The following is a 25,045-nucleotide window of genomic DNA, read 5'->3' on the forward strand; positions in this document are numbered from 1 at the left end:
GAAGCAGCAGGTGCTCGGCACACCGGGAGCGGTAGGAAGGCACACGATGAGCGACGCATACGGCCGCGGGGGAGCGGAGCCGCCGCGAGGCGACGACGCGCCGGCCGGGCCGGGACCCGATCACGACGCGGAACCGGCGGCCTTCCCGCCCGGGGCACCGCCCTCGGCGGCGGGTGCCCGGGCGGACGAGCCCGAGCCGGGTCGGTCCGCCGAACCGGCCGAGGCGGAGCCGGCCGGCGGGGTCCGCCCCGGGCCGTCGGCGCGGACGCCGGACGAGACACCGGACCGGGCACCGGGCGGCACGTCGACCGGGGCACCGTCGGAGCACGCGTCCCAGGCCGGTCCCGACGCCGAACCCGCCGCGTTCCCGGACCGGCCGTCGTTGGCCAAGGCCGATCGCCCGGTGGCGGGCGAGGACGCCACCCCGGTCGGGCCCGCCGACGAGGCGGCGCCGGCCGATCCCGCGACCGAGCCGGCCGCGTTCGGCCCCCCGGTCCCGGACGTGCGGGACGCGGTAACCACCGAGGTGCCGGTGGTACACGGCACCGCCGAGCTGCCGAGCGCGGACGACCCCGCCTACGATCCCTTCGCGCCGCCCCCGCAGCCGCCCCCGCCCGCCGGTCCGCCGCCGCAGCAGCAGCCGTGGCCGGGGCAGGTCGGCGGCTACGGCACCCACCCCGGCGTGGGGCAAACCGGCTACGGGCCCTACGGGCCGTACCCCTCGTACGCCCCGCAGACGGCCTACGCGCCCTATCAGGCGGTGCCGTACGGATATTCGGTACCGGGAGACATGACCGGCGCCGGCGGGCCCACCGAGGACCTCGGCAGGCGCTACGGTCGCCGACTCGTGGTGTGGGCCGCGGCCCTCGCGCTGGTGGCCGGTCTGATCGGCGGCGGCATCGGTGCCTGGATCGCCGACCGGCACGACACCAAGGTTCGGCTCGGCGCCGCGCCGCCCACCGGTCCGGCCCGCGGCAAGGACACCATCGCCGGGCTCGCGGGCAGCACGCTGCCGGGGGTGGTGTACATCCACACCAAGACCGGCCGAGGCGAGGCCACCGGCACCGGCTTCGTGCTGGACACCGCCGGCGACATCCTGACCAACAACCACGTGGTCGACGCGGCCTCGTCCGGCGGCACGATCACGGTCACCTTCAACGACGGCCAGCAGACCCAGGCGACCCTGGTCGGCCGGGACACCGGCTACGACCTCGCGGTGATCCGGGTGTCGGGCGTGCAGGGGCTGCACCCGCTGCCGCTGGGCAACTCCGACGGCGTCCAGGTCGGCGACCCGGTGATCGCCATCGGCGCGCCGTTCAACCTGGAGGGCACCGTCACCTCCGGGATCATCAGCGCCAAGGACCGTGCGGTGAGCGCGGGCGGTTCGGGCAGCGACGTGTCCTACATCAGCGCGTTGCAGACCGACGCGCCGATCAACCCTGGCAACTCCGGTGGCCCGCTGATCGACGCGGCGGGCTCGGTGATCGGGATCAACTCGGCGATCCGCTCGGCCGGCGGTGGCGGGCAGGGCAATCCGTTCGGCACGCAGCAGGAGGCGGGCAGCATCGGCCTCGGCTTCGCCATCCCGATCAACCAGGCGCGTCGCGTCGCGCAGCAGTTGATCGACACCGGCAAGGCGTCGCATCCGGTGATCGGCGTCTCGTTGGACGTCGCGTACCAGGGCGACGGCGCGCGGATCGCGTCCTCGGACGTCAAGGGCACGCCGCCGATCCGGGCCGGGGGACCGGCCGAGCGGGCCGGGCTCAAGCCGGGCGACGTGATCAAGGCGATCGACGGCCGCAAGGTGCACGACGCCAACGAGTTGATCGTGGCGATCCGGTCCAAGGCTCCCGGTGCGGTGGTCAAGCTGACCATCGAACGGGACGGCGGCGAGCGCACGGTCGACATGACCCTCGAAGCCGGATGACTCGGACATGACGTACACATGTCCGGACGGTCACATCTTCCGACGATAGGCACCAAACGGAAGGTTCGATGCCGGCTGCGGCCTTCCGCTCCAGGTGTCGACGACTACTCTGAGGGGGTTCGGTCGCCCGATCGAACCCCCTCGCGCAATCTCGTGGAGTCCAGGTGTTCGACGTCGGTGCACCCGAGATGGTCGCGCTCGTCATCCTCGCGATCGTGATCTTCGGTCCGGAGAAGTTGCCGAAGATGATCGGCGACGTGGCCCGCACCATTCGCAAGTTTCGCGAGTTCTCCTCCGGGGCCCGGGCCGATCTGAAGAAGGAACTCGGTCCGGAGTTCCAGGACATGCACCTGGAGGACCTCAACCCCAAGACGTTCGTGCGCAAGAACCTGATGGGCGACGGCGACGACGACCTGGGCATCCGCGAGCTGCGCGACTCGCTCGGCAAGGACTTCGAGGAGATCAAGGGCCTGGCCAGTGGCAGCCCCTACGACTCGGACGTGCCGGACACCTCGTACAGCCCGCCGTCGTTGCAGAAGAAGACCGCCGCTCCCCGGGTGGAGCCCGGCGAGCGCCCGCCGTACGACGCCGACGCGACCTGAGCGTCGGCGGTCGCCGCGTCGAGTGTCCTTTCCGACGCGGGTTCGAGGACCGCTGCCCGGTGTCGCCGATTCCCGGCCGTCGACGGTCGTGCGCGGTGCGGGGTCGTCCGCGCATTCGGGCACTATGTAGCCGGAGTACACGGGCGGTGTGTGGTCGGTGACTCGGCGGATACATGTATCGAAGGGTCGGTCCACCCGAGAGGCGCGGGGGGAGGTGGGCCCCGGCCATGGCATACCGAGGCAGCCGGCGGCGCCGCCGCGCCGCGCGAGAGGACCTGAGGCGGAGCATGGACACAATCAGCCACGCGGGCGAGGCGTTGCCCGCCGACGAGGCGGGCAAGCCCGACCTGCTGGCGGAATACCTGGGCGCGGACTTCCCCTGGTACGGCCTGGACGAGGGCTGGAACGGGCGGCGTTGGTTGTCGTCGGTGTGCAAGGGCCGGCGCACGATCGAGTACGGCACGCTCGGCCACGGAGACCTGCCGAGCCGGCGGCCCGGTGATCCGACACCGCGCCGGTTCGTGTCCGTGGTGACCGTCCCGCGGCGGCCCAAGCGGCCGGCCGGGGACGGCACGGGACAGATGGAGGCCACCTCCAAGGCGAGCGCGGCGTCACTCGCAGGGGTGGCATTGCTCGCGGACAGTTGGCCGTGGCAGTTGGACCGCACGACCCGGGCGGAGTGGCTGGATCAGCAGACCAACATCGCGTGGGATCTGTCCGACAATCTGACCGGACCCGGTTGGACGGACCTGGCCATTCCGGTGGACGGGGTGCCCGCGCGGTTCCGCTATCGGGAGTCGGCCTACGGCTGGGTGCTCGCGGGCGAGAGCGCGGGTGTCTACCTCGGGGTGTACGGCCGCGGCGCGAGCGCGTACGGCCTGGGCCTGTCCCGCGAGGTGGACCTGCACACGTACGCGAAACCGGACTCGTGACCGCAGTGCGATGACCCCGGGGGCACGGGCGCGACCGTCGAACGGGCGCGCGTGCCCTCGGGGTCATCGCGGTGGAGCGCCGTCGGGCGGGGTGCCGCCGACCTCCATCGGGATCTTCCCGACCGCGGCTAGAAGTTGCGCAGCGGGGTCAGTCCGAGTTGGAGGCCGGAGAGCCCGCGCTCGCGTCCGCCGAGCTTGGCCGCGATCGTGCCCAGTGCGATGGCCGCGGGCGATTCCGGGGCGTCCAGCACGACCGGCTTGCCGGTGTCGCCGCCCTCGCGCAGCCGGGTGTCGATCGGGATCGAACCGAGCAGCGGGACCTTGGTGCCGGTGGCCGCGGACAGACCGTCGGCGACCCGCTGACCGCCGCCGGAGCCGAACACGTCGACCATCTCGCCGCAGTGCGGGCAGGGCAGCCCGGCCATGTTCTCGATCACGCCGGCGATGGTCTGCCGGGTCTCCACCGCGATGGTCCCCGCCCGCTCGGCGACCTCGGCGGCGGCCTGCTGCGGTGTGGTCACCACCAGGATCTCCGCGTTGGGGACCAACTGGGCGACCGAGATGGCGATGTCGCCGGTGCCCGGCGGGAGGTCGAGCAGCAGCACGTCCAGGTCGCCCCAGTAGACGTCGGCGAGGAACTGCTGGAGCGCGCGGTGCAACATCGGACCGCGCCACACCACCGGGGCGTTGCCCGGGGTGAACATGCCGATCGAGATCACCTTCACGCCCTGCGCCGACGGCGGCATGATCATGTTCTCGACCTGGGTGGGCTTGCCCTCCGCGCCGAGCATGCGCGGCACCGAGTGGCCGTAGATGTCCGCGTCCACGATGCCGACCTTGAGCCCCTGGGCGGCCATCGAGGCGGCCAGGTTCACCGTCACCGACGACTTGCCGACGCCGCCCTTGCCGGACGCCACCGCGTAGACCCGGGTGAGCGAGCCGGGCTTGGCGAACGGCACCTCGCGCTCGGCCTGGCCGCCGCGCAGGTTGCTCGCGAGTTCCTTGCGCTGTGCGTCGCTCATCACGTCGAGTTCGACGTCGACCGAGGTCACGCCGGGCAGCGCGGCGACGGCCGTCTCGACCCGGGTGATGATCGTCTCGCGCATCGGGCAGCCGCTGACGGTCAGGAAGACCCCGACCTCGACCCGCCCGTCGGGATGGATCTCGACGGATTTGACCATGCCCAATTCGGTGATGGGCCGGTGGATCTCGGGGTCCTGGACGGTCGCCAGCGCATCCTGGACGTCGTCCGCCGAGGGCAGGGTTGCAGAAGCCATACCGTGAGCTTACGACGCCCTCGGAAAATCCCTTCGAGAGCATCGACCTGCGAGCCGAATGGGGAGGTGGCCGTGTGACGACGGTGACCGAGGAGACGCGCGTGGCCCGGTTTCGCCGGGAACTGGGACTGGCGTCGTTGATCGACGTGCACACGCACTTCATGCCCAAGCGAGTGCTGGACAAGGTGTGGGCCTACTTCGACGCGGCCGGTCCGCTGATCGGCCGGCCGTGGCCGATCACCTACCGACTCGACGAGGACGAACGGGTGGCCAAGCTGCGCGCGTTCGGCGTCTCGGCGTTCACCTCGATGTTGTATCCGCACAAACCCGGGATGGCCGTGTGGCTGAACGCGTGGGCGCGCGAGTTCGCCGCGCGTACCCCGGACTGCCTGCACACGGCGACCTTCTTCGCCGAGCCGGGCGCGGGCAAGTACGTGCGCGAGGCGATCGAGTCGGGGGCGGTCGTGTTCAAGGCGCACGTCCAGGTCGGTGGGTACGACCCGGGCGATCCGCTGCTGGAGGACGTGTGGGGCACGCTCGCGGACGCGGGGGTGCCGGTGGTCGCGCACTGCGGTTCGGGGCCGGTGCCCGGGGCGCACACCGGGCCCGAGCCGATCACCCGGGTGCTCGCCCGGCACCCGCGACTGCGGCTGATCGTCGCGCACATGGGAATGCCGGAATACGGCGAGTTCCTGGATCTCGCGGACCGGCACGAGGGCGTGTATCTGGACACCACGATGGCCTTCACCGACTTCGTCGAGGAGTTCACCCCGTTCCCGCCCGCCGACCGGGTCCGGCTGCGGGACGCGGCGGATCGCATCCTGTGGGGCAGCGACTTCCCGAACATCCCGTACGGCTACGTGCACGGGCTCGACGCGCTGACCCGGCTGGAGCTGGGCGACGACTGGCTGCGGGCGGTCTGCCACGACAACGCGGCCCGCCTGTTCGGCCGACCGTGACGGTGCCGCCGCCCGGCGGTACGGCGGCGAGCCCGGGCAGTCGGTGCCGACGCGTCGGTGCGGTTGGCTACGGTGCCGCGCATGGCGATCGTCACGTACATCCGAGGAGACGCCACCACGCCGCTGGGCAAGGGCGTCAAGGTGATCGCGCACGTCTGCAACGACCAGGGCGGCTGGGGCAAGGGCTTCGTGCTCGCGGTATCCCGGCGTTGGCCCGAGCCCGAGGCCGACTATCGACGTTGGCATCGCGAGCGGGCGGGCAACGACTTCGGGCTCGGCGCGGTACGCCTGGTCCGGGTGGCCACCCACCTGTGGGTGGCCAACATGATCGGCCAACACGGCATGCGCACCGGCAGCAAAGGGCCGCCGGTGCGCTACGAGGCGATCGACCGGGCCCTGGGCGAAGTCGGCCGCCGGGCGCTCGAACTCGGGGCCACGGTCCACATGCCGCGAATTGGCTGTGGTCTGGCGGGGGGTAGCTGGGGCAGGGTGGAGCCGCTCGTCCTCGAACGGTTGAGCGCGTGCGGTGTCCAGGTCACCGTCTACGACCACGATTGACCACGAGGCGAGGCGCCGGGTGCGTACGGGGACCACGACGAACACCGAACCGGCGCCGCCCTCGGCCGAGCCGAGGTGGTGGCGGGACGCGTCCTTCTCGGCCGTGCTCGCCGGTCTGATCGCGGTGCTGGTCTCCTACTCGGGGCCGCTGGTGATCGTGCTGACCGCGGCCTCGGCCGGCGGGCTGACCCGGGAGCAGACCGGCTCGTGGGTCTGGGCGTTGTCCATCGGCAGCGGGCTGACCTGCCTGGGCCTGAGCCTGTACACCAGGATGCCGATCGTCACCGCGTGGTCCACCCCGGGCGCCGCGCTGCTGGTGACCAGCCTGGGTTCGTACCCGTATCCCGAGGCGATCGGCGCGTTCGTGGTGACCGGCGTGCTGATCACCGTGATCGGGGTGACCGGCGTGTTCGGCCGGCTGATCCGCCGGGTGCCCGCCGCGGTGGTGTCCGCGATGCTGGCCGGAATCCTGTTCTCGTTCGGCACCGGGGTGTTCACCTCGGTGCGGACCGCGCCCTGGATCGCCGGCGGCGTGCTGCTCGCCTACCTGCTCGGGAAGCGCTTCCTCCCGCGCTACGCGGTACCGGCCGCGCTCGTGGTCGGGGTGGCCTGCGCGGCGGCGACGTCCCGGCTGCACGTGCACATCGACACGTTCGAGATCGCCCGGCCGCAGTGGACCACACCGCACCTGTCGGTGCCCGCCCTGATCGGGATCGCGGTGCCGCTCCTGGTGGCCACCCTCGCGTCGCAGAACGCGCCCGGGATGGGGGTGTTGGCCGCGTCCGGCTACGCGCCGAACGACCGGGTGCTGATCGGCTCGACCGGGGTGGTGTCCACGCTGCTCGCGCCGTTCGGGTCGCACGCGATCAACCTGGCCGCGATCACCGCCGCGATCTGCACCGGGCCCGAGGCGCACCACGACCCCCGCAGGCGCTACGTCGCGGGGGTCTCGTGCGGGGTCTTCTACCTGATCGTGGGCATGTTCGGGTCGACCCTGGTGGCGCTGTTCGCGGGCCTGCCCAAGGAACTGGTCGCGGCGGTCGCGGGCGTGGCGCTGTTCGGCGCGCTGGCGAGCGGGCTCACCGGCGCGATGGCCGACGACGAGCACCGCGAGGCGGCGCTGATCACCTTCCTGGCCACCGCGTCCGGGGTCACCATCGGCGGGATCGGATCCGCGTTCTGGGGACTGATCGCCGGTGTCCTGGCCCACGTGGTGCTGTCCGGCGGCCGGTTCAGCCTGCCCGGCCGGCGCCCATGAGCACCCGCATGCCCTCGGCGAGGTCCCGGCCGGTGGGGGCGTTCTCCGGGGCGAACATCCACTGGCTGACCACGCCCACCAGCAGCGCCTGACACAGCGCGCCGACCGTGCCGGTGAGGTGCTCGTTGCCCTCCTCGGGCACGCCCAGGAAGATCGAGGCCAGTCCGGAGCGGCCGGCGTCCTGTGCCGCGCCGAGCACCTTGTGGATCTCCGGCAACTCGTCGAGATGGGCCAGGACCTCGAAGTTGGCCGCCCACATCATCCGGTGCGACTCCATCAGGTCGATCACCCGTGTCCAGATCGCCTCGAAGCGCTCCAGCGGCGCGGTCTCGCCGCCGACCGCCTCGGCCAGCGCGCCGGCCAGTTCGTCACCCCAGCCCTCGATCGACTCCAGCAGCGCCTGCTGCATCAGCGCGTCCTTGGACCCGTAGTGATAGCCGATCGATCCGAGGTTGGTCCCCGACGCGGCGACGATGTCGCGCGCGGTGGTGCGCATGTAGCCCTTCTCGTACAGACAACGTTTGGCTCCGGCCAGCAGGTCTTCGCGGTGTCCCATGCACCGATCGTAACCCTGCCGTAGACAAATGTCTTATACGGATGACTCATACGATTGTATAAAACAGCTCAGGGACGCTCCGGCTCCGGCGGGTGTTGCCGGTGGGGCGGGTGCGTGTCGCTCACGTCGCGCCCCATCAGCCAGCCGTCGGTCTCCCGACGCTCGTCCAACTCCTTGAGCATGGACTGGAGTTCCGAGCGCAGGAAGTCCCGGGTGGCGACCTCGCCGAGGGCGATCCGCAGCGCCGCGACCTCGCGGGTCAGATACTCGGTGTCCGCGATGTTGCGCTCGTTGCGGGCCCGGTCCTGCTCCAGGTTGACCCGGTCCCGGTCGTCCTGCCGGTTCTGCGCGAGCAGGATCAGCGGCGCCGCGTAGGACGCCTGCAGGGACAACGCCAGGGTCAGGAAGATGAACGGGTACTCGTCGAAGCGCAGCGCCGGCGGCACGAAGATGTTCCAGCCGATCCACACGATCACCGTGGCGGTCATGTAGACCAGGAACCGGCCGGTGCCCAGGAAGCGGGCGATCCGCTCGGAGAACCGACCGAACGCCTCCGGATCGTACGCGGGCAGCAGCGGGCGCCGCCCCGGGGCGCGCGGTTGATCCAGGCGCGGCCGGCGGCGCTTGTCGGTGCTCGTGCTCTCACGGGCCACGGCGCACTCCCCCGTCTCCGTGTATGGCGCCCTCGCGCCAGTCCTCGGGCAGCAGGTGGTCGAGCACGTCGTCGACGGTGACCGCGCCGAGCAGGTGGTCGTCCTCGTCCACCACGGGAGCGGCGACCATGTTGTACGCGGCCAGGAAGCTGGTCACCTCGGCGAGCGGGGTGTCCGGCCGCAGCGGCATCAGGTCGGTGTCCAGGACCGCGCCGACCAGGGTGAACGGTGGATCGCGCAACAGCCGCTGGAAGTGCACCGTGCCCAGGTATTTGCCGGTCGGCGTCTCGGTCGGCGGCCGGCAGACGTAGACCTGGCTGGCCAGGGCCGGCGAGAGGTCGGAGTTGCGCACGTGTGCGAGGGCCTCGGCGATCGTGGCGCCCGGCTCCAGCACGATCGGCTCGGTGGTCATCATGCCGCCGGCGGTGTCCTCGACGTAGGTCAGCAGTCGGCGGACGTCCTCGGCCTCCTCCGGCTCCATCAGGCCGAGGAGGCGCTCCGCGGTGTCCTCGGGCAACTCGGAGATCAGGTCGGCCGCGTCGTCCGGGTCCATCGCCTCCAGGACGTCGGCCGCCCGCTCCTCCTGGAGCTGGCCCAGGATCTCGACCTGGTCGTCCTCGGGCAACTCCTCCAGCACGTCCGCGAGCCGGTCGTCGTCCAGCGCCGCGGCCACCTCGGCACGGCGCTTGGCGGACAGGTTGTGCAGCACGTTCGCCAGGTCGGCGGGCCGCAACTGCTCGAACGTGGCGAGCAGGTTGGCCGCGCCCTGCTGGTCCTCCGGGCGCTCGAAGCCGACCACCGCGTTCCAGTCGACGGTGATCGTCTCGCCGCGCCGCCGGCGCAGCCCGGAGGTGGCGCCCTTTTGCACGAACAACTTGGCGATCAGCCAGTCGCGACCGCGCCCGAGCGCCATCGCGACGTCCAGCACGGTCACCGGCTCGTCGGTCTCGGCCAGGGCCACCCGGCGGTCCAGCATCTCGGCGAGCACCAGCGTCTCGCTCGGCCGCTGCTCGAAGCGGCGCATGTTGACCAGCCCGGTGGTGATCACCTCGCCGGTCTCCACACTGGTCACCCGGGTCATCGGGACGAAGATCCGCCGCCGGGTGGCCACCTCGACGACCAGGCCGAGCACGCGTGGGGGAAGCTGGGCGGTACGCAACATCACCACCACGTCGCGCAGCCGGCCGACGTGGTCGCCATTGGGGTCGAACACGGCCACGCCGGCAAGGTGCGAGATGAACACCCGCCCGGATGACGCACCCATGCCGTGGTCCCTCCGTCGCCGATGTGTACGTCCGCGTTGGCCGATCCGCGCGCTCGTGCCGCGGGTGTCCCGAACGGTCAGGTTACCGGTGAAGGTGGGCATGATCACGACACCCGGCGCCCGGCTCAGTACAGTGCCGCCCGTGCGCTTGCCTCGGATGAAGACCACGATCGCCCTCCTGGCCGCCTGTGTCCTCACCGGCACGGCGTGTTCGAAGGAGGAGACCGGGCTCGGTGCGGAGTCCGCGGACTCCATAGCCGGCAAGTCCAAGGCGGCGGCTGCGGCGGCCGGCGCCGTCCACGTGCAGGGCGTGTGGAAGATCCAGAGCCAGCAGTTCCGGATCGACCTGCGGCTCAAGCGTGACGGCGGGGTGGGCACCGTGGTCACCGCGGACAGCACCATCGAACTGCTGCGGGTCGGCCAGGACCTGTTCGTACGCGGCGACGCCCGGCTCTACCAGGGTCGGGACGGGCGCGGCGGGGCCGAGGTGGAACAGTCGGCCCAGGCGCTGCGGGACAAGTTCGTCAAGGTCTCGCCCGCCGATCCCAGTTACGCCCGACTGTCCGGCTTCACCCGGATGCAGGACATGATCACCGATCTGATCCGGCTCAACGGCAAGCTCAAGAAGGACGGCCGGGAGAACGTGCGCGGCGCCGAGTCACTCAAGCTGGTGGCGGACCGGGGCCGCGGCGGCGAACTGCGAGTGGCCCTGCGGGGGACGCCGTTCCCGCTCAAGTACATCCCGTCGCCGACCGGCGGAGCGCTCGAACTCTTCGAATACGACCAGGACTTCCCGCTGGTGCTGCCCAAGGCCGAGGATGTGGTCGACTACGGCTCGTTGACCGACGGCAAGCAACCGTCGGGCAAGCCCGACGAGCCGAAGCCGGGCACCGACTGAGGCGGGCGATTCCCCCTCCGGGATACCGTTTCCGGTAGGACGGCGACGCGGGCGAGCGTCGATTCGGGTCAGCGAACCAACGAGACATCGAACAACGAGGGAACCCAACGGTGGATCACGTGCGGCGCGGCTTCGTGGTGGCGACGGCTGTATCGGTCACGGTGCTGGCCGCCGGGTGCAGTGCGGGACGACCCGCACACCGCTCGTGGCAGGCACCGGTGGACGAACCCTTGGCCGGTGCGCCACTGGGCAACCAGGTGGACAACCTGGACCCGGCGGCGATCCTGCAGCGGGCCCAGGCCGCGACGGCCGGGGCGAAATCGGTGCACGTCAAGGGCGAGTTGACGGTCCCGGGCGCGGCCGGCAAACCGGCCAAGCCGTTCAGTGTGGACATGCGCTTCACCAGCACCGGCAGCGAGGGCCAGATCGTCGAGGACAGCACGACGGCCTACGTCACCCGGGTGCAGAACCAGGTCTGGTTCCGGGGCGACACGAAGTTCTGGTCCAAGGTCGACGGCGCCAACTCGGACGTGGCCAACCACGAGAAGTACGTACAGGTCCCCTCCGGGGACAAGAAGTACGACGGCATCGTGGAGAACACCTACGTCGAGCGGCTCACCAACAAGCTGATGGGCAAGCCGGGCAAACTGGAGAAGGGCCCGGTCAAGCAGGTCAACGGGCACAAGGCGATCGCGCTGGAGAGCCGCACGCCGGGCGCGGGCGGCACCATCTGGGTGGCCACCGAAGGCGCTCCGTACCTGCTGCGGATGGAGTCGGCCCCGGAGGTCCGGCAGGCCGGCGCGTTCGATTTCCTCGGCTACGGCGAGCGGGTGGACGTGCACGCGCCGGACCCCAAGGACGTGGTGGACAAGGGCCTGACCACCCAGGGCCGCCCGACCAACGGCAGCGGCAACAACGGCACCTCGACGCGCCCCCCGAACGGCACGCCCTCCACCGGGAGTACGCGCCGCTCGGACATCGGCCGGACGAGCAAGCCGCCGGTGCCCGGCGGCCTCCGGGGCGACTCGCTGCTGTTCTCCTGAGCCGACCCGCGCTCAGCCGCGTCGGCGCAGGCGGCCGATCGACAGGTTGAACGGCGAGGCCCCGCGGGTCACCGCGGGCGAGCCGATCGGCACGGTGCGGCCCGCGTCCCGGGGCGCGGATCGGGCCGAGCCGGTGGGGGTGAGCCGGATCAGGTCGCACTCGCGTGCCCAGCGGGCCGGCTGCTCCTCGCCGTCCGGCGCGTTCAACCGGGCCGCGTGCAGGGCCAGTACGGCCGGCTCGTAGGCCGGGTCGTCCGGGGTGACCACCCGGACCTCGGCGCTCCATCCGGGCAGCCGTCCGCCCTTGTCCTTGCTGCGGACGTCCACCAGCGCCCGCCCGGCCTCGGCCAGGCCGGGTACGAACTGCTCGACGGCGCCGTCCTCGCGGGCGGTCACCAGCCACGAGGAGCCGTCCAGCCACACGTGCCAGACCGGGCGCGGCGGGGCGTCGTCGACGGTGAGCCAGAGCAGGCCGGACTTGCGCGCCGCTTCCTCCAGCAGTGCCGCTTCCTCGCGCAGTGCGGCCTCGTCGAGCGGCGCCGCTTCATCGCGCGGTGCGTCGGTGTCCGTCATGCGCCACAGCGTCCCACAACGCGCAGGCGCGGAACGTGCGCCACCTCATAGTCCGAGGCGGGTGACCCGTCGGTAACCTGACCGCACGATCCGCAGCACTGGGAGGACCAGACACATGGCCGCCACATCGCGTAGCTTGCGTTCCCGCCGTTCCTGTATGGCTGTGCCCGGCAGCAACCCGCGCTTCATCGAGAAGGCGCAGGGGCTCCCGGTCGACCAGGTGTTCCTCGACCTCGAGGACGCCTGCGCCCCGCTCGCCAAGGAGGGCGCGCGACACACCATCGTCGACGCGCTGAACAACGGCGACTGGGGGAATCGGATCCGCGTCGTGCGGGTCAACGACTGGACCACGCACTGGACCTACCGCGACGTGGTCACCGTCGTGGAGGGCGCGGGGGCCAACCTCGACGCCATCATGCTGCCCAAGGTCCAGGACGCCGGCCAGATCAAGGCGCTGGACCTGCTGCTCACCCAGATCGAGAAGACGGTCGGCCTGGAGGTCGGTCGGATCGGCATCGAGGCGCAGATCGAGAACGCCCGCGGCTTGGTGAACGTGGACGAGATCGCCGCCGCGTCGCCGCGGGTGGAGACGATCATCTTCGGGCCGGCCGACTTCATGGCGTCGATCAACATGAAGTCGCTCGTGGTCGGCGAGCAGCCCCCGGGCTACGACACCGGCGACGCCTACCACTACATCCTGATGCGCATCCTGATGGCCGCCCGGGCCAACGACCTCCAGGCGATCGACGGCCCCTACCTCCAGATCAAGGAGGTGGACGGGTTCCGTCGGGTGGCCGGCCGCTCGGCGGCGTTGGGCTTCGACGGCAAGTGGGTGCTGCACCCCGGCCAGATCGACGCCGCGAACGAGCTGTACTCGCCGACCCAGGCCGACTACGACCACGCCGAGATGATCCTCGACGCGTACGACTGGTGCACCTCGGCCGAGGGCGGCATGAAGGGCGCCGCGATGCTCGGCGACGAGATGATCGACGAGGCGTCGCGCAAGATGGCCCTGGTGATGTCGGCCAAGGGCCGTGCCGCGGGCATGCAGCGGACGCAGAAGTTCGAGGCCCCCAAGGGCTGACGCCACACCGGCGGGCCCGGGGCCCGGACCGGGACGCGCCGAGAGGGGCGGGAGGCGACCGCCTCCCGCCCCTCTCGGCGTCCGTGCACACGACTGTGAGCCCGGCGGTGGTCCGCCCGGCTCAGTTCTCCGCGAGCAGCCCCGCGCGCAGTGTGCCGAGCGTGCGGGAGAGCAGCCGGGAGACGTGCATCTGGGAAATGCCCAGTTGCTCGCCGATCTCGGCCTGGGTCTTGCCGCCGAAGAAGCGCAACAGCAGGATGTGCTTCTCGCGCGGCGGGAGCGCGGCGATCAGCGGCTTGAGCGACTCGCGGTTGTCGACCAGTTCGAGTGCGGAGTCGTCCGTGCCGAGCCGGTCGATCGGGATCGCGGCGTCGTCGCCGCCGGCACCACCACCGGGTGTGTCCAGGGAGGACGCGCTGTAGCCGTTCGAGGCGATCATGCCCTCGACGACCTCCTCGCGCGAAACCTCCAGGAAGGCCGCGAGTTCGGCGACGGTGGGCGCCCGGTCCAGCCGCTGCCCCAACTCCTCGCTCGCCTTGGCCAGCCGCAGTCGCAGTTCCTGGAGCCGCCGGGGCACCCGGACCGACCACGTGGTGTCCCGGAAGAAACGCTTGATCTCACCGAGGATGGTCGGCATCGCGAAGGTCGGGAACTCGACCTCGCGCTCGGTGTCGAAACGATCGATCGCCTTGATCAGCCCGATGGTGCCGACCTGGACGATGTCCTCCAGCGGTTCGCTGCGGGTGCGAAAACGGCCTGCGGCGAAACGCACCAGGGGCAGATTGAGTTCGATGAGGGTGTTGCGCACGTACTGGTACTCGTGCGTGCCTTCCTCGAGCCGATTCAGTCGCCGAAACAGGGTCCTGGACAGGGCGCGCGCGTCCGCGGCGCCCATCGACCCGATGTGGGCCTCGTCGAACTCGTGGTGGAGCTCGTACAGATCCAGCTCTTCTGCCCCGGTGTCCATTGCCGGTGGCCGCTGCGACCCCCGGACCTGCATCTCGGCTTCGAGCTGTACTGCCATGCCTCCCCCTCGTGACGCGTTTTTGAGGTTTCCCCTGCGCCTAACCCGGATGAGCGATGCCAAACACCATGCACTCGAAAAACTTGTGTGCGCCGGGTGACGCCCATCATCGACGGGCCGTCGTCTATCGTGTGCCCGGGCCGGATTACTCGGTGGGCAAAGGGCAGCAGGAGGCTGGCATGCAGGGCGGCTTGACGGTGTCGGTGAGCACCAATGGCACCTCTGCGATCGTTACGGTCGCCGGTGAGATCGATGTGGACAGTGCCGCCGCGGTGCGGGACCGCCTGTTCGAGTGTGTCGAGCAGGGCAGTACGCGCCTGGTGATCGACTGTTCCGGACTCGATTTCTGCGATTCGACCGGACTGAACGCGTTCCTCGGTGCCCGGCTTCGCGCGCAGGCCGCAGGAGGAGCGGTCCACCTCGTGGGCGTTCAACCTGCCGTTGCGCGGGTATTCGAGATCACCGGTGCGGTACAGGGGTTCACTTTCCACGAGACCCTGGCAGAGGCGGTCGGAGAGTAGCCCGTGACTTCTGGTGTCCTCCAGCGGGATGCGGGCAACTATCACCGCGTAGCAGCGTGAGCGAGGTGAGCCAGTAGATGTGCGCCATGCGATCGCAGGCGCCCGGCGACGGGGGTGCCTGTTTCTCCACCCCACCGCTTCGTCAGGTGCGGAGATTGCCATTCGAGGGCGCGACGGGGGCGGTGGCGCGGTCCAGGACGTTCATCCGCAACACGCTCCACGCGTACGGATGGTCGGGTTCCGACGACGAACAGGTGATGTTGACGTCCGACGACGTCCTGCTCGTCGCGGTCGAACTGGTCACCAACGCGTGCCTGCACGCGGGCGGTCCGGTCGAGCTGCGCGTCGTGCGGACCAGTGATCTGCTCCGGATCGAGGTGGACGACCGCAGCGAGGAACCGCCGCAGGCGCGGGCGCCGCACTCGGGAACACGACCGGGCGGACACGGGCTGCACATCATCCGCCGGTTGACGCTGGACTGGGGGGTGGTCGTGCACCAGGGCGACGGCAAGACCGTGTGGGTGGACATGCCGGTTCCGGAGGCCATGCGCTGAGTCGGGTGCCTAGGGGGTGGTGCGTCGCGGGTCGGGTGCTCGGGGTGGTGCGCTCGGGGTGGTGAGCGGAGCCGGGTGCCGGCCCGAACCCGGGTCGTTCGGCGGATACCCTGGAGCACATGTCTGCCTCTTCGGTTCGTGTTCGCTTCGCTCCCTCTCCCACCGGCATGTTCCACGTCGGTGGCGCTCGTTCCGCGCTGTACAACTGGGCCGTGGCGCACAAGGCCGGCGGCACGTTCGTGTTGCGGGTCGAGGACACCGACGAGGCGCGGAACCGGCCGGAGTGGACCGAGGGCATCATCGGCGCGCTCGCGGCGATCGGGATCAACGCGTCCGACCCGGCCTTCGAGGGTCCGTACTTCCAGTCGCAGAACGCGGCGCTGCACCGCGAGTCGGCGGTCCGCCTGTTCGAGGCGGGTCGCGCGTACTACTGCGACTGCACCCGTGAGGACCTGGAGGCCCGTACCGGCTCCAAGCACCTTGGCTACGACGGCTTCTGCCGGGACCGCGGCCTGGCCGCGGGCGAGGGGCGCGCGCTGCGCTTTCGTACGCCGGACGAGGGCGTGACGGTCGTGGCCGACCTGGTCCGCGGCGACACCGAGTTCCCGAACGCCTCGCTGGAGGACTTCGTGGTGGCCCGGGGCAACGGCTCGGCGGTGTTCCTGCTGGCGAACGTGGTCGACGACGTCGACCAGCGGATCACCATCGTGATCCGCGGCGAGGAGCACCTGTCCAACGCGGCCAAGCAGCAGTTGTTGTGGGAGGCGCTCGGCGCGACCCCGCCGCAGTGGGCGCACCTGCCGGTGATCGTGAACGAGAAGCGGCAGAAGTTGTCCAAGCGCCGGGACAAGGTGGCCCTGGAGTCCTACCTGGACGAGGGTTACCTGCCCGAGGCGTTGGTGAACTACCTCTTCCTGCTCGGGTGGGGGCCCAAGGACGACATCGAGATCCGGCCCTACGCGGAGCTGGAGCAGCTCTTCGACCTGCGGGACGTGAACAAGTCGTCGGCGTTCTTCGACGTGAAGAAGCTTTCCTCGTTCAACGCCGACTACATCCGCGCGCTCGACGCGGACGCGTTCGTGCGGGCCTGCGAGCCGTGGCTGCTCGGGGCGAAGGCGCCGTGGGCGAAGGAGGCGTACGACCCGGCCGTGTTCGCCGAGGTCGCGCCGCTCGTGCAGACCAGGATCACGGTGCTCGACGAGGTCCCGATGTACGTGGACTTCCTGTTCCTGGACGCGCCCGCCGAGGACGAGGCGGCCTGGGCCAAGGCGATGAAGCCCGGCGCCGCGGACGTGCTGGCCAGTGCGCGTACCGAGTTGGCGAGTGCCGAGTGGAACGTGGACGCGCTCAAGGCCGCGGTCGAGGCCGCAGGGGCCGCGCACGGCCTCAAGTTGTCCAAGTCGCAGGCCCCGGTGCGAGTTGCGGTGACCGGCCGGACGATCGGCCTGCCCCTGTTCGAGTCGCTCCAGGTGCTCGGTCGCGACCGGGTGCTGGCCCGCGTCGACGCGGCGCTGGAGCGCTTGGCGGCGGCGCAGTAGTTCGGCGCGGCCTTCGGCCCGGAAGCCGATCGGCACGAACGAGGCGGGCCCGCACACCGGTTGCCGGTGTGCGGGCCCGCCGTGTTGCGAGGTGCCGCGCGCTAGCTGATCGAGAGGGTCAGCGTGGCGCTGTAGGTGCCGATCGACTGGTACGCCGGAACGGCGAGCGAGAGGTCGGCGTCGGCGGCGAAGGTGCCGCCCGTGGTGGCGGCGGCCGGCGCGGACGCCAGCGTGGCGCCGGTGCCGATCGGGCCGGTGCTACCGGGCACCGCGACGCTGGGCGAACCCGGGCCGGCGGCGACCTTGGGGGTCCAGGTGAACTTGTCGGCGCCGATCTTGCCGCCGGTGCCGTTGGTGAAGTCGGTCACCGAGCCGGTGAGGGTCCACCCGGTGTTGCCGCTGCGGAAGTCCTTCACGGTCACGGTGTTCAGCGCGCCGGTCATGTTCTGCGCCTGGCCGTTGATCGTGATGTCGGACAGCTTGATCGCGCCGGCGGACTGGGAGATGGTCAGGCCACCCGCCACCACGCTGCCGGTCACCGTCTGGTCCAGGCCGCTACCGGGGACGGTGATGCGGAACGGAGCGGCGACCGCGGTCGACTCGTCGGTGCCCTCGGTCACGTAGATCGCCGCGATCGACGCGTCGCTCACGATGAAGTCGGGGATGACGACCGTTCCGTCGGCACCCGAGTCCGCGTAGGCCATGACCTCGTCCAGCACGTAGCCCGTCGCGGTCTGGCCGCGCGCGATGACCGTGATGTTCGGGGCGAAGTTCTTCCCGGTGATCTTGACCGTGGTACCGAGGGGACCACTGGCCGGATCGAAGCTGATCTGCCGCGCCGTGGCGTTGATCTTGATCGGGGCGAGTGCCTCGGCGGCGCCGACCTTGACCTTGATCTTGTAGTCGCCGGCGGGCACGGTGGCGATCGTGGAGACGTTGCCGGTGAGCGCTCCGGCGGCCACCGCGAGGGTGTTGCCGGGGGCGATCTTGGCCGCGTCGCAGGCCGCACCGGCGGCGTCGCACAGCTCGACCGAGGGGCTGCCGGCCGGCCAGTGTGCACCGGTCAGTGCGATCGAGGCGCCGGCGTTGGCCTCGGCGGGGGCGACCAGGGTGGCCGGCTCCTGCGAGGTGCCTTCGACCTTGATGGTGCGCGAGACCGAGACCGGGGTCACCGGCGAGCAGTCGGTCGGCACCTTCTGGCCCAGGGCCGTGGTGAAGGTCGAGTAGACGTCCGGCGTCAGGTTGACGTCGCCGGGCGTGGTCAGGGTGAACTTGCCGGTGCCGTCACTGACCTTGAGGTCCTGACCGGGCAGGGCCTCGGGGTTGTCCTGCGGCCCGATGGTCTTGAAGGAGCCGGTCTGGGCGCCGGAGAGCTTGACCGTGCCGTCGAGGTAGGTCGAGTTCGCGGGCACCTTGCCGATCACCGGGATGGTCGGCGGGGCCTTCGGGAACACCGTCCAGTGCCACTTGACGGTGACCTCTTCGCCCACGGCGTAGGTCGGCTTCTCCGGGGTGACCTGAAGGTCCATCTGAACCTGACCATTGGGCAGGTTCGGCGAGAACTTGTTGACACAGTGCGTCGTGTAGTCGACCGGGGCCGCCTGGGCGGACGGTGCGAGGACCACGAGACCGCCGGCGGTCGCGACGGCGACGACGGCTGTCGAGGCGAGCAGCCTGCGTGGAGCGATTCTTCGCATTCGGGACACTATTCTCCTCGCGGGGATGGGAATATGCCTCCTGCCACGATGGAGCGGCACCGCGCGATCCGGGAATTGCACTGCGGTCTCCGCCCTCTCGGAGCGGGGCGGGCCGCCGGTCGGAATGCGACGGATGCGATGGCAGTCGGCAATAGATGGTCCGACACCGTATTCATCCGCTAATTGCTGACGAAGTCAATGACTATTTCGTGGCGATCCAGGTGTCACGTGTCAACATGATCGACTTGCCGCGCGGCAAGGGAAGAGGCGCGGGAAGAACAGGGAAACGGAATTGATCCTTCCGCTTCTCGGTACGCCGTCGGGCACGTCGAAGGCCGCCGTCCACAGGGACGGCGGCCTTCGATCGAGCCGTGCGGAGGTGTGTCAGCCCGTCACGGTGAACGGGGTCGACGCGTTGCGGTCGGAGTGGAAGGTCTCCGACGCGATGATGCCGGTGGTGTTCGACTTCGTGATCAGGATCCAGATGCTGAAGTCGCCATTGGCGTTCGCCCAGGCGCCGGCCCAGTCACTGGTCTTGGAGTTGCCCGCCAGACCGTTGACGTTGACCCACGCGAGCGATCCGTAGCCGTGTCCGGTGACCAGGACGAAGGTGCACGGGTCGCCGGACGTCTTGTTCAGCTCCAGCCAGCGGCGCTGCACGGTGACCGAGGCCAGCGCGCTGTTGCTGCCGTCGCTCAGCTTGAGCTTGTAGGTGCCCTCGCCGACGTTGCCGGCGATCGTCACGTTGCCGGCGAGCGAGCCGTCGGCGCCGATGGCGATCGGGCCGGAGGTGATCCGGGCGGTGCTGCACGCCGAGCCGTCGGCCGCGCACAGCGACGCGGTGGCGGAGCCGTTCGGGGTCCAGTTGTTGCCGGACACCGCGACGGAACCACCGGCGTGGGTGGCGGCGGGCGACGCGGAAAGCGTGGCCGGCAGGGCCGCGCCGATGGTGAACGGCAGGGCGAAGCCGGTCGCCTCGTCCACGCCCTCGGTGATCCAGACCGAGGTGATGCTCGGGTCGCTCACCACGAAGTCCGGGATGGTGACCGTGCCGTCGGCCGCCGAGTCGGCGTACGCGGCGGTCTCGTCCAGCACGTAACCGGTCGCGGTCTGACCGCGTGCGATGACCGTGAGGTTCGGGTTGAAGTTCTTGCCGCTCACCGTGACGGTGGTGCCCACGGGGCCGCGGTTCGGGCTGAGCGTGGCCTGCCGGGCGACGGCGTTGATCTTGACCGGGGTGAGCGCCTCGCCGGCGCCGACCTTGACCTTGATCTTGTAGTTGCCGGTCGGCACGGTCGCGACGGTGTTGATGTTGCCGGACAGCGCGCCGTTGGCCACCACCAGGCTGTTCGCCGCGATCTTGGTCGCGTCGCAGGCGGCGCCGTTGGCGTCGCACAGCTGCACCGACGGGGTGCCGGCGGCCCAGTTGGTGCCGGACAGGGCGACCTGCGCACCGGCGTTGAACTCACCCGGGTTCGCACTGACGGTGGGCGCCCCCTGCGAGGGGCCGTCCACGGTGAGGGTGCGCGAGACCGAGATGGGGTTGATCGGCGAGCACTTGGTCTCGACCGTCTGCCCGACCGCCGTGGTCCAGGTCGAGTAGATGTCCGGGGTCAGGTTGACCTGACCGGCCTGGGTCAGCGTGACGTTGCCGACCGGGTTGCTCAGGATCAGGTCCTGACCGGGCAGCGCCTCGGGGTTGATCTTCGGTCCCTGGATGGCGAAGTTGCCGGTCTGCGCGCCCGTCAACTTCACCGTGCCGACCGGGTAGGTGGAGTCCTTCGGCACCTTGCCGACCACCGGGATCGAGGTCGGGGCCTTGGGGTAGAGCTTCCACTGCCACTCGACCGAGACGACGTCGCCCACCTGGTAGGTGCTCTTGGCGGGGGTGACGACCAGGTCGATCTTGACGTTGCCGTCCGGCGGCGTCGAGTACGGGTTGGTGCAGTGCGTCGCGTAGTCGACGGTGTCGGCCTGGGCCGAGGGGGCCAGGACGAGGGCGCCGGTGCTTGCGACGGCGCCGACGGCCGCGACCGCGATCAGTCTGCGCGGAGCGATTCTTCGCATTCGGGACACGTTTCTCCTAGCCGGGTGGGAGGTGCCTGGTGGCTCTTGGTGCAGGAGAGTCCGCTTCCCCCGCGTACGCCCGGAGGACGACATTTCGTCGCCCACTGCGCCCGTTGCCCGTCGGCGACGGTTGTCTGGAGCGTTGGCCGAGTGCTGGGTGAAATGGCCGGGATGGCGAACTCCGAACGTTGCTGGTCCGCCCGAACATCTAGCGAATAAAGGCCCAGGAAGCAATGCGTAAAACGCGGTGATCTTGGTGTCACGTGTCACCATGATCAACTTTGATAAACCTGCTCCGACCTCCTCTTTCCGAGCTTGACCGAGTCAATAGGAACGGCGATCGATTCACGATCGCTGCCCGGTGACTTCATCTACAAAACCGTATTGACTTCTTCCGCTTGCACAGTTTCACTCTTGGCTGTGCCGGAGGGCCCCAAGCGTGGGGAAGAAGCGGGCCCGCCTCGGATCTCGATAGTCAGCTCGTGTCGGTCGGCCGTGTGCAGTGTCGATCGGCTCGTTCGGGATGCCCGCCGGTTGCTCCACCGTTTTCGCCTGCGGCGTGCAGGCCGGGGAGAACGTGCGCCACCACCAGGTACTCGGAAGCGATGAAAAGGAGCTCCACCATGTCTCGCACCAAGCTCGCCAGTGCCGGTATCGCCTGTTCGGCCGCTGCCTTCGCCGCCGTCATGGCGCTGTCCGGCACCGCGAACGCGGTCCCCGATTCGCGCAGCGTGAACCTCACCTGCAAGGACAGCACGGGTACCACGTGGGTCACCGGCGGCACTGGCACCCTCACCTCCAGTGACCCGGGCGGCACCGCGGCGCAGAAGATGAAGCTCATCTCGCCGCTGCTCGCGCCGCAGAACATCCCGGCCAACTCGCTGACCACGACCATCCGCACCATCCAGACCGGCACGGGCACGGTTCGCGACTTCACCGGCACGGTCAACCTGCCGATGAACATCAACAACCCGATCAACCTGGGCCCGGTCGCGGGTACTTCGCGACTGGCGGCGGGCACCAACGTGCGGCTGCAGGACACTTCGGCCGCCGCGCCCAGCGCGTCGAACTGGTCCGTGCTGATCACCACGAGCATCTCCGGCTCCCCGATCAGCATCTGGTGTGCCGGCAAGCAGGACGCGGCCTCGGCCGACTTCTCGTTCTGATCGATCCCGGACCGGGTCCCGCTTTTCGGGGATCCGGTCCGGAACGTTCATGACGTCTCGCGCCTGCCCGGGTGGCCTCGTGCCGCCCGGGCAGGCGTACGTATGTCCGGATAGCGGTGGCGCGGGCCGGTGTGGGCGAACATCGGGGGCCCGTCGAGTGTCCCGACGACGGCTCGGAAATCACTTTCGGTGATTCGTTGATTGTCCGGATGTCACCCGAATCCGGTGTCACGTGTCACCAAGATCGAAATTCGATAAACTTGGCTCCGCATTCTCCATTTCGTTTCTTTCCCGGGTTTTCCGGAATCGAAACCAGCATTGACTTTTGCCGACCGTACGGTTTGACTCGAGCCTGCCGAAAGGGCCCCGAAGCGTGGGGTGGAATGGCCTTGTCATCGGTATCGCCCCGGATCCGCAGGGCGGCGGGCGCATTCCCCCCGGGGGGCACGGGTCGAAGTCGACAGGCGGGGTCGGGTCTTCGAAACCGATCGAGAAGGAGTGTTCTCATGACTCGTACCAGGTTCGCGTCCGCCGGCATCGCGTGTGTGGCCACCGCGTTCGCGGCCTCCGCGGCGTTGTCCGGCACGGCCCACGCGATGGTCCCGGAGTCCCGGGCGGTGACGCTCACGTGCGTGGACAGCGGCGGGACCACCTGGGCGACGAACGGCCCGGGCATTCTTGCCTCCAGCGACTCGGGCGGCACGACGGCCCAGAAGATGAAGTTGACCGCGCCGATGACCTCGCCCGTTCAGATTCCGCCGAATGCGCTGACCACGACGATTCGCACGGTGCAGACCAGCGGCGCTGGGGCGGGCACGGCGTGGGACTTCGCCGGCACGCTCAACGCGCCGATGAACGTCGGCAACCCCGTTCGGCTGGGGCCCGTTCCCGCCCCGTCGCGGCTGGCCGCCGGTACCAAGGTGCGCCTCGTGGACACCTCCGGTGCGGCGCCCGGCGCGGCGAACTGGTCGGTCAAGATCGAATCGCATCTGGCCGGGGTCACCGTCTTCACGTACTGCGCGGGTGGCCAGGACTCCGGGACGGACGACTTCACCTTCTGATCACCGGACCGGAAATAAACCACCGGAACCATTGACTTCGCTTTTGGTCGAGGATTGGTTTCCAAACGTCTCCCCGGACGCCTTCGCGTCTCGGGAGACGTTTGTTTTACCGGGAATTCCCGACGATACTCACGTTAAGTAATCATGCCTGTATAGTGACGCGTGTCACCATGATCAAAGATATGTATTTAATGATCTTGGGGATTGAAGGTGGCCTCTCGGTCGATATGGTTGGAAGCTTCTCGAAGATCACTTGGGTTTGCAAAAGTGGACATTAGGCATTGACTTCTTTTCGGGCTGCCGCTTCACTCTCCCTGTGCCGGAAGGCCCGAGGCCGAAGCAATGCGGGCCCTTCGCGGTATGGCTTGCGTCGGCGCCCCCTGTCGATGTCGAGATACCGGCCGGCAGTACCAGCGCCTTGCCTGCTTCAGGAACTCGGGCGAGTGCGTGCCCATTCGGAAAGCCGTGAAAGGAGCACCACCCCTCATGTCTCGTTCCAAAGTCGCAACGGTCGGCATCGCCTGTACGGCGGGTGCCTTCGCGGCCGTGATGGCCATGTCCGGCACCGCCAACGCGATTCCGCCGGAGCAGCGCGGCGTGACTCTCACGTGTGTCGACATCCTCACCAACATCACGTACTCCACCAACGGGGCGGGCACTCTGGCCTCCAGCGACCCGGGCTCGCCGAACCCGCAGAAGATGAAGCTCACCTCGTCCATCAAGGCGCCGGTCAAGATCGCGGCGAACTCGCTGACGACCACCATCCGCACGGTCACCAGTGCGTCCGTGGCATGGGACTTCAGCGGGACCATCAATCTGCCGATGAACGTGGGCGACCCGATCACGCTCGGCGGGGTCCCGGCGGCTTCGCGTCTGCCCAGCGGTACCTCGGTGACCTTGCTCGGCACCAGTGGTACGCCGAGCGCCACGAACTACTCGGTGCGCATCCAGGCGAACATCCCGGCGCCCGCCGACATTCGCTGCGTCGGCGGCCAAGACATCGTTCCGCCCAACACCACCCCGACCCCCTTCACTTTCTGATCGATCCGGTTTTCGACCAGGGAGGCGGAGCGCTCGGATTCATCTCTCACGTGCCAGCCCGTTGTGGCGACCGTCGGTCGTCGCAACGGGCGCTTTTTGCGGTGCTGTTCCGCAGGCATTCCGGCGATCGGCCGAACCCCAGCCTCGGCCGGTCCGATGAAAGGAACCTTCGTGAAACCCACCAAGCTCGTCACCGCCGGCATCACCTGCGCCGCCGGTGCGTTGGTCGCCGTCACCGCACTGTCGACCTCCGCCTACGCGATTCCGCCGGAGGCGCGGTCGGTCACGTTCACCTGCAACGACCCCAGTGGTGCGATCTTCGGACCCTCGCCGTTCACGGCGACACTGTCGTCCAGCGCTTCCACTCCCACCCTGCCGCAGAAGATGAAGGTGTCCACGTCGATCGGCCAGAACACGGCGGTTCCCGCCAACTCCGCCGCGATCGTGCTCCGGACGATCCAGACCAGCAGTGGTGGATCGGGTGTCGGGACGGTGCACGACTTCGCGGGGTCGACCCACCCGGCCTGGGGGCCCTGGCCGATGGTCATCGGGCCGATCCCGGCGCTCGCCCGGATCCCGGCCGGTACGAATGTGCGACTCAAGGACACGAGCGCTGCGCCGCCGAGCGCCACGAATTGGTCGCTTCGCCTTACGAACCCGCTGGCCGGTCCCGGTTGGGACATCTACTGCAGCGGTTACCAGACCTTCGGGAGTCTCGACTTCGGTTTCTGACCCGGCGATTGCCCGAGAGGCACGCGTCGGCCCCGACACCCGGATCCGGGTGTCGGGGCC

At 69.6% G+C, this 25,045-nt stretch carries 24 protein-coding genes; 16 read left to right on the forward strand and 8 right to left on the reverse strand.

The features are described 5' to 3' along the window. Positions 1-46: 46 nt before the first annotated feature. From ABZ374_RS24995 to ABZ374_RS25005, 3 genes are all read left to right on the forward strand, one after another. Positions 47-1,927: a trypsin-like peptidase domain-containing protein gene (locus ABZ374_RS24995; RefSeq protein ID WP_360314651.1), complete on the forward strand. Its 1,881-nt coding sequence runs from the start codon at positions 47-49 to the stop codon at positions 1,925-1,927. A gap of 164 nt (positions 1,928-2,091) precedes the next feature. Beyond that, positions 2,092-2,529 (forward strand): sec-independent translocase, encoded by a 438-nt coding sequence (locus ABZ374_RS25000; RefSeq protein ID WP_360314653.1) that lies wholly within the window; start codon positions 2,092-2,094, stop codon positions 2,527-2,529. 287 nt (positions 2,530-2,816) lie between these two features. Continuing rightward, positions 2,817-3,461 carry a hypothetical protein gene (locus tag ABZ374_RS25005; RefSeq protein ID WP_360314655.1) on the forward strand — a complete coding sequence of 215 codons (645 nt, stop codon included), beginning with the start codon at positions 2,817-2,819 and terminating at the stop codon, positions 3,459-3,461. Between the two features lie 128 nt (positions 3,462-3,589). Here ABZ374_RS25005 and ABZ374_RS25010 read toward each other — a convergent pair whose 3' ends face one another. After that, entirely contained in the window at positions 3,590-4,723 is a 1,134-nt protein-coding gene (locus ABZ374_RS25010; protein ID WP_360314703.1) for an Mrp/NBP35 family ATP-binding protein, read from the reverse strand. A gap of 89 nt (positions 4,724-4,812) precedes the next feature. Between ABZ374_RS25010 and ABZ374_RS25015 the strand changes: the two genes are divergently transcribed. From ABZ374_RS25015 to ABZ374_RS25025, 3 genes are all read left to right on the forward strand, one after another. After that, positions 4,813-5,697, forward strand: a complete 885-nt coding sequence (locus tag ABZ374_RS25015; RefSeq protein ID WP_360314657.1) for an amidohydrolase family protein — start codon at positions 4,813-4,815, stop codon at positions 5,695-5,697. An 81-nt stretch (positions 5,698-5,778) separates the two neighbouring features. Then, positions 5,779-6,255, forward strand: a complete 477-nt coding sequence (locus ABZ374_RS25020) for a macro domain-containing protein (protein WP_360314659.1) — start codon at positions 5,779-5,781, stop codon at positions 6,253-6,255. Positions 6,256-6,274: 19 nt separating this feature from the next. After that, entirely contained in the window at positions 6,275-7,513 is a 1,239-nt protein-coding gene (locus ABZ374_RS25025) for a benzoate/H(+) symporter BenE family transporter (protein ID WP_360314661.1), read from the forward strand. Here the strand turns inward: ABZ374_RS25025 and ABZ374_RS25030 are convergent. From ABZ374_RS25030 to ABZ374_RS25040, 3 genes are all read right to left on the reverse strand, one after another. Further along, positions 7,488-8,069, reverse strand: a complete 582-nt coding sequence (locus ABZ374_RS25030) for a TetR/AcrR family transcriptional regulator (RefSeq protein WP_360314663.1) — start codon at positions 8,067-8,069, stop codon at positions 7,488-7,490. The genes ABZ374_RS25025 and ABZ374_RS25030 overlap by 26 nt on opposite strands. A gap of 68 nt (positions 8,070-8,137) precedes the next feature. Next, positions 8,138-8,722 (reverse strand): DUF1003 domain-containing protein, encoded by a 585-nt coding sequence (locus tag ABZ374_RS25035; RefSeq protein WP_360314665.1) that lies wholly within the window; start codon positions 8,720-8,722, stop codon positions 8,138-8,140. Beyond that, positions 8,712-9,986 carry a CBS domain-containing protein gene (locus ABZ374_RS25040; RefSeq protein ID WP_360314667.1) on the reverse strand — a complete coding sequence of 425 codons (1,275 nt, stop codon included), beginning with the start codon at positions 9,984-9,986 and terminating at the stop codon, positions 8,712-8,714. The genes ABZ374_RS25035 and ABZ374_RS25040 overlap by 11 nt, the downstream gene beginning before the upstream one ends. A 142-nt stretch (positions 9,987-10,128) precedes the next feature. On the opposite strand from ABZ374_RS25040, the gene ABZ374_RS25045 reads away from it, so the two are divergent. Next, positions 10,129-10,884, forward strand: a complete 756-nt coding sequence (locus tag ABZ374_RS25045; protein WP_360314669.1) for a hypothetical protein — start codon at positions 10,129-10,131, stop codon at positions 10,882-10,884. Positions 10,885-10,994: 110 nt separating this feature from the next. After that, positions 10,995-11,927 (forward strand): hypothetical protein, encoded by a 933-nt coding sequence (locus tag ABZ374_RS25050; protein WP_360314671.1) that lies wholly within the window; start codon positions 10,995-10,997, stop codon positions 11,925-11,927. A gap of 12 nt (positions 11,928-11,939) precedes the next feature. Here ABZ374_RS25050 and ABZ374_RS25055 read toward each other — a convergent pair whose 3' ends face one another. After that, on the reverse strand, positions 11,940-12,500 hold the full coding sequence (locus ABZ374_RS25055) for a hypothetical protein (RefSeq protein WP_360314673.1): 561 nt from the start codon (positions 12,498-12,500) through the stop codon (positions 11,940-11,942). A gap of 115 nt (positions 12,501-12,615) precedes the next feature. On the opposite strand from ABZ374_RS25055, the gene ABZ374_RS25060 reads away from it, so the two are divergent. After that, positions 12,616-13,584: a CoA ester lyase gene (locus ABZ374_RS25060; protein ID WP_360314675.1), complete on the forward strand. Its 969-nt coding sequence runs from the start codon at positions 12,616-12,618 to the stop codon at positions 13,582-13,584. A 121-nt stretch (positions 13,585-13,705) separates the two neighbouring features. Here the strand turns inward: ABZ374_RS25060 and ABZ374_RS25065 are convergent, their stop codons facing one another. Beyond that, positions 13,706-14,608 (reverse strand): RNA polymerase sigma factor SigF, encoded by a 903-nt coding sequence (locus ABZ374_RS25065; RefSeq protein WP_360314677.1) that lies wholly within the window; start codon positions 14,606-14,608, stop codon positions 13,706-13,708. A 179-nt stretch (positions 14,609-14,787) separates the two neighbouring features. Between ABZ374_RS25065 and ABZ374_RS25070 the strand changes: the two genes are divergently transcribed. From ABZ374_RS25070 to gltX, 3 genes are all read left to right on the forward strand, one after another. After that, complete coding sequence (locus ABZ374_RS25070) at positions 14,788-15,129, forward strand: STAS domain-containing protein (RefSeq protein WP_360314705.1); 342 nt, start codon at positions 14,788-14,790, stop codon at positions 15,127-15,129. Positions 15,130-15,275: 146 nt separating this feature from the next. Continuing rightward, on the forward strand, positions 15,276-15,683 hold the full coding sequence (locus tag ABZ374_RS25075; RefSeq protein WP_360314679.1) for an ATP-binding protein: 408 nt from the start codon (positions 15,276-15,278) through the stop codon (positions 15,681-15,683). Between the two features lie 167 nt (positions 15,684-15,850). After that, positions 15,851-17,221: a glutamate--tRNA ligase gene (gltX, locus tag ABZ374_RS25080; protein WP_360314707.1), complete on the forward strand. Its 1,371-nt coding sequence runs from the start codon at positions 15,851-15,853 to the stop codon at positions 17,219-17,221. 101 nt (positions 17,222-17,322) lie between these two features. On the opposite strand, the gene ABZ374_RS25085 is transcribed toward gltX, so the two are convergent. Then, positions 17,323-18,918 carry a hypothetical protein gene (locus tag ABZ374_RS25085; protein ID WP_360314681.1) on the reverse strand — a complete coding sequence of 532 codons (1,596 nt, stop codon included), beginning with the start codon at positions 18,916-18,918 and terminating at the stop codon, positions 17,323-17,325. A gap of 384 nt (positions 18,919-19,302) precedes the next feature. Continuing rightward, positions 19,303-20,985 carry a hypothetical protein gene (locus ABZ374_RS25090; protein ID WP_360314683.1) on the reverse strand — a complete coding sequence of 561 codons (1,683 nt, stop codon included), beginning with the start codon at positions 20,983-20,985 and terminating at the stop codon, positions 19,303-19,305. A 623-nt stretch (positions 20,986-21,608) separates the two neighbouring features. On the opposite strand from ABZ374_RS25090, the gene ABZ374_RS25095 reads away from it, so the two are divergent. From ABZ374_RS25095 to ABZ374_RS25110, 4 genes are all read left to right on the forward strand, one after another. Further along, positions 21,609-22,151, forward strand: a complete 543-nt coding sequence (locus ABZ374_RS25095; RefSeq protein WP_360314685.1) for a hypothetical protein — start codon at positions 21,609-21,611, stop codon at positions 22,149-22,151. Positions 22,152-22,657: 506 nt separating this feature from the next. After that, positions 22,658-23,212 (forward strand): hypothetical protein, encoded by a 555-nt coding sequence (locus ABZ374_RS25100; protein ID WP_360314687.1) that lies wholly within the window; start codon positions 22,658-22,660, stop codon positions 23,210-23,212. Positions 23,213-23,698: 486 nt separating this feature from the next. Further along, the gene (locus tag ABZ374_RS25105; RefSeq protein WP_360314689.1) at positions 23,699-24,253 is read left to right on the forward strand and encodes a hypothetical protein; all 555 of its coding nucleotides are present in this window, start codon (positions 23,699-23,701) and stop codon (positions 24,251-24,253) included. Between the two features lie 171 nt (positions 24,254-24,424). Next, positions 24,425-24,985, forward strand: coding sequence for a hypothetical protein (locus tag ABZ374_RS25110; RefSeq protein WP_360314691.1), 561 nt, complete (start codon positions 24,425-24,427; stop codon positions 24,983-24,985). Positions 24,986-25,045 lie beyond the last annotated feature (60 nt).

This window comes from Embleya sp. NPDC005971 (assembly GCF_040629175.1).
Classification (GTDB): Bacteria; Actinomycetota; Actinomycetes; order Streptomycetales; family Streptomycetaceae; genus Embleya.

What these genes read in the sequence shown, in the direction of transcription:
- ABZ374_RS25105 (WP_360314689.1), top strand. Translation starts at nt 23,699, where the DNA reads ATGTCTCGTTCCAAAGTCGCAACGGTCGGCATCGCCTGTACGGCGGGT.
- ABZ374_RS25040 (WP_360314667.1), bottom strand. Translation starts at nt 9,986, where the DNA reads ATGGGTGCGTCATCCGGGCGGGTGTTCATCTCGCACCTTGCCGGCGTG.
- ABZ374_RS25005 (WP_360314655.1), top strand. Translation starts at nt 2,817, where the DNA reads ATGGACACAATCAGCCACGCGGGCGAGGCGTTGCCCGCCGACGAGGCG.
- ABZ374_RS25020 (WP_360314659.1), top strand. Translation starts at nt 5,779, where the DNA reads ATGGCGATCGTCACGTACATCCGAGGAGACGCCACCACGCCGCTGGGC.
- ABZ374_RS25055 (WP_360314673.1), bottom strand. Translation starts at nt 12,500, where the DNA reads ATGACGGACACCGACGCACCGCGCGATGAAGCGGCGCCGCTCGACGAG.
- ABZ374_RS25085 (WP_360314681.1), bottom strand. Translation starts at nt 18,918, where the DNA reads ATGCGAAGAATCGCTCCACGCAGGCTGCTCGCCTCGACAGCCGTCGTC.
- ABZ374_RS24995 (WP_360314651.1), top strand. Translation starts at nt 47, where the DNA reads ATGAGCGACGCATACGGCCGCGGGGGAGCGGAGCCGCCGCGAGGCGAC.
- ABZ374_RS25070 (WP_360314705.1), top strand. Translation starts at nt 14,788, where the DNA reads ATGCAGGGCGGCTTGACGGTGTCGGTGAGCACCAATGGCACCTCTGCG.
- ABZ374_RS25030 (WP_360314663.1), bottom strand. Translation starts at nt 8,069, where the DNA reads ATGGGACACCGCGAAGACCTGCTGGCCGGAGCCAAACGTTGTCTGTAC.
- ABZ374_RS25100 (WP_360314687.1), top strand. Translation starts at nt 22,658, where the DNA reads ATGACTCGTACCAGGTTCGCGTCCGCCGGCATCGCGTGTGTGGCCACC.
- gltX (WP_360314707.1), top strand. Translation starts at nt 15,851, where the DNA reads ATGTTCCACGTCGGTGGCGCTCGTTCCGCGCTGTACAACTGGGCCGTG.
- ABZ374_RS25065 (WP_360314677.1), bottom strand. Translation starts at nt 14,608, where the DNA reads ATGGCAGTACAGCTCGAAGCCGAGATGCAGGTCCGGGGGTCGCAGCGG.
- ABZ374_RS25090 (WP_360314683.1), bottom strand. Translation starts at nt 20,985, where the DNA reads ATGCGAAGAATCGCTCCGCGCAGACTGATCGCGGTCGCGGCCGTCGGC.
- ABZ374_RS25095 (WP_360314685.1), top strand. Translation starts at nt 21,609, where the DNA reads ATGTCTCGCACCAAGCTCGCCAGTGCCGGTATCGCCTGTTCGGCCGCT.
- ABZ374_RS25060 (WP_360314675.1), top strand. Translation starts at nt 12,616, where the DNA reads ATGGCCGCCACATCGCGTAGCTTGCGTTCCCGCCGTTCCTGTATGGCT.